Genomic DNA, 9,673 nt, shown 5'->3' with positions numbered 1-9,673 from the left:
CATTGCGGCGGTCCATCCACGACCACTAGCTGCCGTTTAGGGTTCACGCTGCTTTATCTAAAAACGGATAGCGCCTCTCTGTTGTCACCCCAGCGAAGGCTGGGGTCTCAGGCGGTGAGAAGATGAGGTCGGAAATATCACGCCAGTCGTGATTACTCTCCTCGATGAGCCGGAGTGTCCATTCGCGCTGCCAGGCCTTGAGCGCCTTTTCGCGGGCAATGGCGAGTGTGATGTCATCATGTGGTTCCACCATAACCAGGCATGTCAGGCCCTATTTTTTTGCAGAAGGCCGAACCGGTGCCGTTCCGGTGTTGCTCGATGTTGGTCATTTATGTAGGTGTAGCCGCCTCGCGCCATGCTCTACTGTTGCGCGCCTCCGCCTGAGATGCCAGCCTGCGCTGGCATGACGCCGGGGCTAATGGCTGATTTCGCACAATCATGCTCAACAAGCAGAACGTCCGCCATCCCCTTGTCGACGCAAGGAAGCGGGTTTGCAAGCTATACAATTGTCAGAAAAAGGCCGCGTCCCGAAGGAGGCGGCCTTTTCTATACGCTTATGGCTGATGTCAGCGCGCGACCGGGGCCGCTGCCGCCGCACTCGTCGGCAACCCGCCCAGCTGCGTCACCAGCTTGGTGTAAGCATCCAGATAGGCCAGCACGATGACCTGCCCGATTTCAGTATTCTGGTAGCCGCTGCCGCCGGCCGCCGCAAAGCCGCCCCACCAGCCGCCGCCAGCGCCGCCGCCAAAGCCGATGTCGGTTTTGCGCGCATAGCCTTCGGTCAGCGCTTCTTCCTCGGTCGTGCGGGCGTTCACGATCGACAGCGTGACGTTTGCTTCCTTCTTCTTGATGTTCAGGCCGCCCAGAACCGCGCCGCCAAAACCGCCCATCAGGCCGCCCAGCGCACCGCCGATGCCGCCGCCACCCGAATTGCGGTTGGACGAAACGATGTCCGGCTCCAGATAATAGTCTGCGGCCTTGACCTGACCCTTGCCCAGATTGGACCCACGCTGCAATTCACCCGAATCGGCCATGGCGCGCTCCATCGCGCGGCTCTGCATGGAGCGACCGCGATTGACGATGCGGAAACAGCCGGACTGCTGGATGAAGACCTTCAGGATCGCTTCGGGGCTGCCCAGGCTCAATTCGCGCCACCACTGATTGTCCGGCTCGACGATGGCGACGGTGCCGATCAGGCGGGTGCAACGCGGGATTTCCTGCACATTGCGTTCCTGGTCACGGCGGCCGGACGAAGCGCCCTTGGTCGTCCCGTCCTTATATGTCTTGCCCGATGAACTCGTCGACGTCTGCGCCACGGCCATCGTCGATGTGGTGACGAGTGCCGTCGCCACAGCCAAGGAAACCAATCTGAACATGCCCCAAATCCCCTGTACGCGGTTAGATGAACTGCTATCTGCTTTGCGCACGATCCCGTTAGCAAATTCTTAGCACAGGGCATCTGCCCTGCCTATAGTTTCGCCGTTTGAGAGCGCTGCTGACAGTAGGCCAAAGGCCTGCTATCGGCGCGCGCTATGACTGATCTTTCGCGCATCCGCAATTTTTCCATCATCGCCCATATCGACCATGGCAAATCGACGCTGGCCGATCGCCTGATCCAGCGCACCGGGGGCCTGACGGACCGCGAGATGTCGGCGCAGGTGCTCGATAATATGGATATCGAGAAGGAGCGCGGCATCACCATCAAGGCGCAGACCGTGCGCCTCGACTACACGGCCAGGGACGGGTTGCTCTACGAACTGAACCTCATGGACACGCCCGGCCATGTCGACTTCGCCTATGAAGTGAGTCGCAGCCTTGCCGCGTGCGAAGGCGCGCTGCTGGTGGTGGACGCCGCGCAGGGGGTGGAGGCGCAGACGCTCGCCAACGTCTACCAGTCGATCGAGCATGACCATGAGATCGTGCCCGTCATCAACAAGATCGACCTGCCCGCCGCCGAACCGGAAAAGGTGCGCAAGGAGATTGAGGACGTCATCGGCCTCGACGCGTCCGAAGCGGTCATGGCGTCGGCCAAGTCCGGCATCGGCATCGACGAAGTGCTCGAAGCCATCGTCCAGAAAATCCCCGCGCCCAAGGGCGATCGCAATGCCCCACTGGAAGCGATGCTGGTCGATAGCTGGTACGATCCCTATCTGGGCGTCGTCATTTTGGTCCGCGTGATGAACGGCGTCATCACCAAGGGCCAGAATATCAAGTTCATGATCGGCGGCACGGAGCATTTGATCGACCGCGTGGGTTGTATGCGCCCTAAGATCGAGACACTGACGGAGCTTGGCCCCGGCGAGATCGGCTTCATCACCGCGCAGATCAAGGACATCAGCCAGACCCGCGTCGGCGACACCATCACCACGGTCAAGAACCCGGCCAAGACGCCCTTGCCGGGCTTCAAGGAAGTGCAGCCGGTGGTTTTCTGCGGCCTGTTCCCGGTGGATGCGGCCGATTTCGACAAGCTGCGCGATTCGATCAGCAAGCTGCGCCTCAACGACGCCAGCTTCTCTTTCGAGATGGAGAGCAGCGCCGCGCTCGGCTTCGGTTTCCGTTGCGGGTTCCTTGGTCTCCTCCATCTGGAGATCATTCAGGAGCGGTTGACCCGCGAATATGATCTCGACCTCATCACCACCGCGCCGTCGGTGGTGTACAAGATCCAGCTTACCCACGGGAATGGCGAGATCGAGTTGCACAATCCCGCCGACATGCCCGACCCCACCAAGATCGCGGACATCGAGGAACCATGGATCGAGGCTGTCATCTATTGCCCGGACGAATATCTGGGCAGCATCCTGAAACTGTGTCAGGACCGTCGCGGCATCCAGAAGAACCTGACCTATGTGGCGGGCCGCGCGCAGGTGACCTATGAACTGCCGCTCAACGAAGTGGTGTTCGACTTTTACGATCGCCTCAAGAGCATAAGCCGCGGCTATGCCAGCTTCGACTATCACCAGATCGGCTATCGCGAGGGGGACCTTGTGAAGATGAGCATCATGGTCAACAGCGAGCCGGTCGATGCGCTCAGCATGATCGTCCATCGCGGCACCGCCGAATCGCGCGGTCGCGGCATGTGCGAACGGCTGAAGGATCTGATCCCCCGACACCTGTTCAAGATCCCGATTCAGGCGGCGATCGGCGGCAAGGTCATCGCGCGTGAGACGATCGCGGCGATGCGCAAGGACGTCACCGCCAAATGCTATGGCGGCGATATCAGCCGCAAGAAGAAGCTGCTGGACAAGCAGAAAGAGGGCAAGAAGCGGATGCGCGAATATGGATCGGTGTCGATCCCGCAGGAAGCCTTCATCGCCGCGCTTCGCATGGGCGACGAAAACTAGGCGTCGTTCTATTCCGCCGCTAGATGGTCCCGAAACCAGGCGGCGGTTTCTTCCTCGGACAGGTCTCCGGCGGCGAGGGCGAGGAACGCCACCACCAGTTCGGCATCGGTCGCCGTCAGCGTGAATCCGTTGAGGGCGAGAAAGGTTTCGCTGACCACCGCCGCTGTCCGCTTGTTGCCATCGACAAAGGGATGGTTGCGGGCAATGCCATAGGCATAGGCCGTCGCCAGCGCCGCCGCATCCGCCTCTTCATAGGCGGCAAGGTTGATAGGTCGCGCCATCGCGCTGTCCAGCAGGCCCGCATCGCGCACGCCTTCGCCCCCGCCATGCTCGGCAATCTGCTCGCCATGCGCCGCCATGGCCACCTCTACAGTGACCCATATCCAATCCTGTGCCATGGCTTATTTCGCGAGTTCGCGCAGCGCCCGCTTGCGTCGCTGCATAACCGCGCGGGCTGCCGCCATCTGTGCGTCGAAATCGGGTTCAACCGCACTCAACTCTATGCCACGCGGCGTCGTCACCACGGACAAGGTTTCGCCGATCCCGACGTTGAGATGCGCCAGCACTTCCTTGGGCAGGATGACTCCGGCAGAATTGCCTATCTTGGTGATTTTGAGCGGCGTGTTCATACATAAGTTATAACATGCTCAGATGTCATCGACAAGCCGCCGCTTGACGTCCACCCCACAACCGGGGAACAAGCACATCCTCAAAGACAAGGGGATGACGATGCGCGAACAGGGATGGCTCTATGACGCGAACCCGGCGATGTTCCGGGCGCATCCCGTCTGGTTCAGCCTGCTGCTTGTCTCCGTCATCGGCTGGCCTGTGCTGGGCATCTGGTGGGTCCGGCACAAGGGCGCGCGCCTTGCCCTTTCGGAGCAGGAGATATTGTTGGAACGCGGCCTCCTTTCCAAGCAACGCACCCAGATTGCACTGTCCAGCATTCGCAGCGTCCGCATCACCCAGAGCTTTGGCCAGCGGTTGTTTGACGTGGGCGATGTCGAACTGTTCAGCGCGGGCGATTATGCCGAAATCGCGATCCGTGCGATGCCGCATCCCGGCCGTATCCGCGACCTTGCCGCCGCCCGTTCGGTGACGGTCCTGCCGCCCCGTCCGGCAGATTCGAAGTCTTAAAGGTGCCGCGATTTCTTAATCGTCAGATGCGTCCATCTGACTGGAAATCCCTCTAAGCCTTGACATATCCGCATTTATTTCAACGATAGCGTAATCGACAGGGTGGGCACGCGATCCGCCACACGCAGGAAGGACACCTGAAACGCACGCCGCCCGCATCTCGCGGAGCGGTGGGAAAAGGGGTCATATGCGATGGGCTTGCGGGTCATGCCATCACTACCGGAGCTGACGGCGGAACAGCGGGAGGATATCCGCCGTATTTGCGGATTTGCCTGCGTCCGATGCGGCGTCACAATCTATCGCTATCTCGCGCTGCCGACCGATAAACACGCGGACGAGCCGATCGGTACATTGCTTTGCCCGACCTGCCATGGGCTGGTGGAGGAGGGGCGGTTGACGCCCGCACAGGTGTGTAGCTTCCACGCCAATCCCGTCGTGCGCCAGCGCCACTTTGCGCGCGACCGCCTGCCTTTCTCCAACGAACTGCCGCAGTTGATCGTTGGTGGCGCACGCCTGTTGCGCGACACGCCCATCCCGGTAACGGTCGAGGGTGAGCCGCTGCTGATTTTCGCGCCACCGCGCCGTGGTAACGGCGCTACGCGCATCAGCGTGCGACTGGGCGGGCGAGACGGAACGCCCGAACAGATTGTCGATGGCAATGAATGGCTGCCCACCAATGGCAGTTGGCATTTCCTGCTGCGCGGCGATCGCTATTCGATCATGGCCGCACGTGGAGACGGCCTTGCGGTCCTGCGGATCGTTTCTCGCAGTCGCATCGCGGTCGAACATCTACGGACAACCATAAAAGGCCGCCGGGTAGAGGTGACGCCCGACTGGCTGGAAATCGATGGTAAACGCTACGTCGATCGCATCAGCAGTGGCAATCTGATCGGGCTTGAAGTCTAAAACGCGTCCGCTGCATCCATCAGCCCGGTCAGCTTTCTGGGCGCCACCGTGCGCCAGCTACGCGCAAGCCGTTCGGCGATATGATCCCAGTCGACCTCGTCGCCATCCAGCCTGATCCCGACCCAGCCGGCTGTTCCGAAATAAGCAGGGCGGTAAAAAAGGTCGGGATCATTCTCGATCAGCATCGCCTGTTCTTCGGGGGCGCTGGTCTTGACGATGATAGCAAGGACGCCGTCGCCATGATGATCCTGCGTGAAATAGGCGAATTTCTTGCCCTTCTCGATCCCGAAACAGGGCATTCCATGCGACGTCACCTCGTCCACCTGCGGCAGCGCCAGCGCCAGCGCGCGCACCCGATCCAACAGATAGTCGGGCGTCCGCTCACGCATCACGAAATCGGCCAGCGTGCGTGAATAAAGCTGATGCTCGGCAATCAGGATGCGGGCCGCCAGCGTGTCGATTGTGTCGCCCGGCAATATCGCAACCGGCGTCTGGCCCAGTACGGGGCCGTCGTCCAGCTCCGCTGTTACCACATGGACAGAACAGCCCGCATGGCTGTCGCCCGCATCCATCGCGCGTTGATGCGTGTCCAGGCCCTTATATTTGGGCAACAGGCTGGGATGGATGTTCAGCATCCGCCCCGCCCATTTGCCTACAAATTCGGGCGAGAGCAGCCGCATATAGCCCGCCAGCGCCACGAACTGCGCGCCCGCTTTGCGAAGCTGCGCGTCGATGATGGCATCGAACTCGGCGCGCTTGATGCCTTTGTGGCTTTGCCCGAAGGTCGCGATCCCTTCGGCGGCGGCCAGCGTCAGCCCGGCTGCATCCGGGTCGTTGGCCGCGACCAGCACGATTTCATAGGGGCATGTCCCAGCCTTCGCCGCATAGAGCAGCGCCGCCATGTTGGACCCACGGCCGGAGATCAGGACGGCGACTTTAGCCTTCGACATTAGAACTCCCTTCCGCTTGCGGGAGGGGTCGGGGGAGGGCCTGTTCCTTAGGCGTCCGCTCGACATGCCCTCCCCTAACCCCTCCCGCAAGCGGAAGGGGGATTGGATGTTTCAGCCCAGATGCGTCGCGGTCCAGTCGGCCTGGGCGCTCCATGTCTCAACCGTTCCGCGGACGGTGCAGCCCTTGTCCCCCGCTTCGATCTGGCCGATGCGATAGACGGTTTCGCCTGCCGCGGTCAGGCCTTGCGTCACCGCCTCAACCTCCGCCTCGTTGACCGCCAGCACCATGCCGACGCCGCAGTTGAAGGTGCGCGCCATTTCCTCCGGCTCGATATGGCCCTGCGCTTGCAGGAACGCCATCAGGCGTGGCTGCTCCCAGGCATTGGCATCGACCACCGCATGGCACCCGTCGGGCAGGACGCGGGGGATGTTTTCCAGCAGGCCGCCGCCGGTAATATGCGCCAGCGCGTTGATCTTGCCCGCGCGCACGAACGGCAGCAGCGAGCGCACATAGATGCGCGTCGGCGCCATTAGCGCGTCGATCAGCAGCACTTCATTGTCGAACAGCGCCGGGCGGTCCAGCTTCCAGCCCTTGTCGTCGGCCAGACGCCGTACCAGCGAGAAACCGTTGCTATGTACCCCCGAAGAGGCAAGGCCCAGCAACAGGTCGCCTGCGCTCACGCGTATTCCGGTGAGCGCCCGCGACCGCTCCACCGCACCAACGCAGAAACCGGCCAGGTCATAGTCGCCCGCCGCGTACATGCCCGGCATTTCCGCCGTCTCGCCGCCTATCAGCGCGCAGCCCGCCTGACGGCAGCCTTCCGCGATTCCGGCGATAACCCGCTCGGCAACACCGCTGTCCAGCTTGCCCGTGGCATAATAGTCGAGGAAGAAGAGCGGCTCTGCGCCCTGCACGATCAGGTCGTTGGCGCACATCGCCACCAAGTCGATGCCCACGCCATCATGACGGTCATGGTCGATCGCCAGTTTCAGCTTCGTGCCCACGCCATCATTGGCCGCGACCAGCAACGGGTCGTCATAGCCAGCGGCCTTCAGGTCGAAAAAGCCGCCAAAGCCGCCCAGTTCGGCGTCGGCGCCGGGGCGTCGGGTGGCCTTGGCCAGTGGCGCAATGGCACGGACCAGCGCATTGCCGGCGGCGATATCGACGCCAGCCTTGGCGTAGCTATAAGATTCGGTGTCGCTCATGGTTTCCGCGCCTAGAACAAGTGACGCGAAAACGGAACGACCAATTGGCGTCAGAGCCAGCGGCGTTCGATTGTTTGCGCGCGTTTTGGGTGCGCGCGTCGCTTTTTTCAGCGAAAAACCGGCACCACTTTCCCGCACGATGCTCCAGTCGGCAGGTTGCCGCTTGGCAGGACGGGCAAATCCCGCCAAAAGGACGCCCGTGACCCTCACCGCCCCCATTTCGCGCCTGTCGGGCGTGCGCCCTCTCGTTGTTCGTCTGGCCTCACGGCCTTTGCAGATTGCGCTGGCGATTCTCATCGGCCTCGCGGCGGCGGCTCTGTTCGCGCAGATGGAGGGCGAGCGCGGTGTGCCGCCCATCGCCAGTGGCGGTGACTTCGAAGTGAACGGCGTGAAGGTCGACGTCTATGCCAAGGATGCCGACAGCGCGCGCCATGCGGGCTGGCGACTGGCCCAGCGGCAGGCGTGGCGGATGCTCTGGACGCGCACCCATGGCAACGCCGGTGCGCCCGCGCTCTCCGATTCGCAGTTGGGCGCGATGGTGTCGGGTATCGAGATTCAATATGAACAGTCCGGGCCGACCCGCTATGTCGCGACCCTGGGCGTCCTTTTCGATCGTGCTCGCACCGGCCAGCTTCTGGGGATCAGCGGCCAGACGCTACGCTCGCCGCCGTTGCTGGTGATCCCCGTGCTTTGGGACGGCGGCTCGGCCGTCACCTTCGAACGGATCAACGAGTGGCAGCGCGGCTGGTCGCGTTTTCGCACGGGTGAAAGCGCCATCGATTATGTCCGTACCGCCGGGTCTGTCGCTGATCCCATGCTCCTCAACGCCGGGCAAACCGGGCGGCGCGGGCGTCTGTGGTGGCGCGTGCTGCTCGACCAATATGGCGCGGCCGATGTCATTTTCCCGATCGCCCGGCTGGACCGGCAATGGCCCGGCGGTCCCGTCGTGGGCAGCTTCACCGCGCGCTATGGTCCCGACAATCAGTTGATCGGCAGCTTCTCCCTGCGCGCCGCCAATGATGGGGCGATTCCCGCGATGATGGATGAGGCGATCCGGCGCATCGACCTGCTTTACGTTGGGGCACTGGTCGATGGCCGTCTGCGCCCCGATCCTTCGCTCATCATCGAGGAGCCGATCGACCCCGAGGCACTGAGAATCGAAAATGCCGCCGATCTGCCCGTCGAATCGTTCGACGCCCCCGGTGCGGCGACGACCGGCACCTCCAGCTTTACGGTCCAGTTCGAAACGCCCGATGTCGCGTCGGTCGGTCAGGGCGAATCGCTGGTCCGCTCGATCCCCGGCGTCCGCTCCGCCGCGACCAGCAGCCTCGCTCTGGGCGGGATGTCGGTCATGCAGGTCAGTTTCGAAGGCACGCTCGACACGCTCCGCACCGGCCTTCAGGCGCGCGGCTATACCGTCACCGCGTCCGGCTCAACGCTGCGGATCGCTCGCCGCGCTGGGCCTGCACCGGCCACCCCGCCCCAACCATGAGGCAGATCAGCCTGCCGTTCGATTGGTCGGGGGGGCAGGGGGACGGAGACTTCCTGGCCAGCGAGGCCAACGCGCTGGCCGTGCGTCATCTTGATAGCTGGCGCGACTGGCCGGTGATGATCACTGTCCTGACCGGTCCACCATTGTCCGGGCGTTCGACACTGGGCCGCCATTTCGCGCAAATGAGCGGTGGCGAACTGATCGACGATGCGGAAGGAACGGACGAGCACCACCTGTTCCACGCCTGGAACCGGGCGCAGACCGACCGGGTGCCGCTCCTGCTGATCGGCCAGAGCGCGCCGACGCTCTGGACCATCGCGCTGCCCGACCTGCGTTCGCGTCTTGCCGCCGTGCCCCATGTCGCTATCGCTGAACCGGACGAGGTACTGGCCCACGCCCTTGTCGAGCGGCAATTGTCGCGCGCTGGCGCGCCCTTTGTGGCGGAACTGCCCGACTGGCTGCTGCGCCGGATCGAGCGTACTTATGGCGCCATCGCCGCCGTCACGCGCCTGCTGAATGAGGCTGCCCTGTCATCTGGTCGCAAGATTTCCGTCGCAATGGCGAAAGAAGCCCTGCAAAATGCGGGCATCCTGCCTATACTGCCGCCTGAACCCAATAACTGACCCCATTTTCAACCCCGC

General features: G+C 62.8%; 11 protein-coding genes. 5 read left to right on the top strand and 6 right to left on the bottom strand.

All coding sequences use genetic code 11. From position 1 onward, the window contains the following. Positions 1-43 precede the first annotated feature (43 nt). Both WFR25_RS24580 and WFR25_RS24575 read right to left on the bottom strand, forming a co-directional pair. Positions 44-253, bottom strand: a complete 210-nt coding sequence (locus WFR25_RS24580; RefSeq protein WP_336974528.1) for a GIY-YIG nuclease family protein — start codon at positions 251-253, stop codon at positions 44-46. Positions 254-566: 313 nt separating this feature from the next. After that, complete coding sequence (locus WFR25_RS24575; protein WP_336974526.1) at positions 567-1,376, bottom strand: CsgG/HfaB family protein; 810 nt, start codon at positions 1,374-1,376, stop codon at positions 567-569. Positions 1,377-1,532: 156 nt separating this feature from the next. On the opposite strand from WFR25_RS24575, the gene lepA reads away from it, so the two are divergent. Continuing rightward, positions 1,533-3,341, top strand: coding sequence for a translation elongation factor 4 (lepA, locus tag WFR25_RS24570; RefSeq protein WP_336974524.1), 1,809 nt, complete (start codon positions 1,533-1,535; stop codon positions 3,339-3,341). A gap of 8 nt (positions 3,342-3,349) precedes the next feature. Here the strand turns inward: lepA and WFR25_RS24565 are convergent, their stop codons facing one another. Both WFR25_RS24565 and WFR25_RS24560 read right to left on the bottom strand, forming a co-directional pair. Then, positions 3,350-3,739 (bottom strand): type II toxin-antitoxin system death-on-curing family toxin, encoded by a 390-nt coding sequence (locus WFR25_RS24565; RefSeq protein WP_336974522.1) that lies wholly within the window; start codon positions 3,737-3,739, stop codon positions 3,350-3,352. Between the two features lie 3 nt (positions 3,740-3,742). Beyond that, on the bottom strand, positions 3,743-3,970 hold the full coding sequence (locus WFR25_RS24560; RefSeq protein ID WP_336974518.1) for an AbrB/MazE/SpoVT family DNA-binding domain-containing protein: 228 nt from the start codon (positions 3,968-3,970) through the stop codon (positions 3,743-3,745). Between the two features lie 94 nt (positions 3,971-4,064). Between WFR25_RS24560 and WFR25_RS24555 the strand changes: the two genes are divergently transcribed. Then, positions 4,065-4,478: a PH domain-containing protein gene (locus tag WFR25_RS24555; protein WP_336974515.1), complete on the top strand. Its 414-nt coding sequence runs from the start codon at positions 4,065-4,067 to the stop codon at positions 4,476-4,478. A 207-nt stretch (positions 4,479-4,685) separates the two neighbouring features. Further along, on the top strand, positions 4,686-5,384 hold the full coding sequence (locus WFR25_RS24550; protein ID WP_336974513.1) for a hypothetical protein: 699 nt from the start codon (positions 4,686-4,688) through the stop codon (positions 5,382-5,384). Here the strand turns inward: WFR25_RS24550 and purN are convergent. Together purN and purM are read right to left on the bottom strand one after the other, a co-directional pair. Beyond that, positions 5,381-6,334, bottom strand: coding sequence for a phosphoribosylglycinamide formyltransferase (gene purN, locus WFR25_RS24545; RefSeq protein ID WP_336974510.1), 954 nt, complete (start codon positions 6,332-6,334; stop codon positions 5,381-5,383). The genes WFR25_RS24550 and purN overlap by 4 nt on opposite strands. Before the next feature lie 111 nt (positions 6,335-6,445). Continuing rightward, complete coding sequence (gene purM / locus WFR25_RS24540) at positions 6,446-7,540, bottom strand: phosphoribosylformylglycinamidine cyclo-ligase (protein ID WP_336974508.1); 1,095 nt, start codon at positions 7,538-7,540, stop codon at positions 6,446-6,448. Between the two features lie 199 nt (positions 7,541-7,739). Here purM and WFR25_RS24535 point away from each other — a divergent pair, with 199 nt between their 5' ends. Next, positions 7,740-9,032 (top strand): heavy-metal-associated domain-containing protein, encoded by a 1,293-nt coding sequence (locus WFR25_RS24535; RefSeq protein WP_336974505.1) that lies wholly within the window; start codon positions 7,740-7,742, stop codon positions 9,030-9,032. Then, a complete protein-coding gene (locus tag WFR25_RS24530) occupies positions 9,029-9,655 on the top strand; it encodes a P-loop NTPase family protein (RefSeq protein WP_336974503.1) in 627 nt (208 codons plus the stop codon). The genes WFR25_RS24535 and WFR25_RS24530 overlap by 4 nt, the downstream gene beginning before the upstream one ends. The last annotated feature ends 18 nt before the right edge of the window (positions 9,656-9,673 follow it).

Source organism: Sphingobium aromaticiconvertens (assembly GCF_037154075.1).
Lineage (GTDB): Bacteria > Pseudomonadota > Alphaproteobacteria > Sphingomonadales > Sphingomonadaceae > Sphingobium > Sphingobium aromaticiconvertens.
Note: the sequence above shows the minus strand (reverse complement) of the source record. Positions and strands in the feature narration are given on the sequence as shown.

Coding starts and splice junctions, on each gene's coding strand:
- purN (WP_336974510.1), bottom strand. CDS start 6,334: ATGTCGAAGGCTAAAGTCGCCGTCCTGATCTCCGGCCGTGGGTCCAAC.
- WFR25_RS24550 (WP_336974513.1), top strand. CDS start 4,686: ATGCCATCACTACCGGAGCTGACGGCGGAACAGCGGGAGGATATCCGC.
- lepA (WP_336974524.1), top strand. CDS start 1,533: ATGACTGATCTTTCGCGCATCCGCAATTTTTCCATCATCGCCCATATC.
- WFR25_RS24575 (WP_336974526.1), bottom strand. CDS start 1,376: ATGTTCAGATTGGTTTCCTTGGCTGTGGCGACGGCACTCGTCACCACA.
- WFR25_RS24565 (WP_336974522.1), bottom strand. CDS start 3,739: ATGGCACAGGATTGGATATGGGTCACTGTAGAGGTGGCCATGGCGGCG.
- purM (WP_336974508.1), bottom strand. CDS start 7,540: ATGAGCGACACCGAATCTTATAGCTACGCCAAGGCTGGCGTCGATATC.
- WFR25_RS24555 (WP_336974515.1), top strand. CDS start 4,065: ATGACGATGCGCGAACAGGGATGGCTCTATGACGCGAACCCGGCGATG.
- WFR25_RS24530 (WP_336974503.1), top strand. CDS start 9,029: ATGAGGCAGATCAGCCTGCCGTTCGATTGGTCGGGGGGGCAGGGGGAC.
- WFR25_RS24580 (WP_336974528.1), bottom strand. CDS start 253: ATGGTGGAACCACATGATGACATCACACTCGCCATTGCCCGCGAAAAG.
- WFR25_RS24560 (WP_336974518.1), bottom strand. CDS start 3,970: ATGAACACGCCGCTCAAAATCACCAAGATAGGCAATTCTGCCGGAGTC.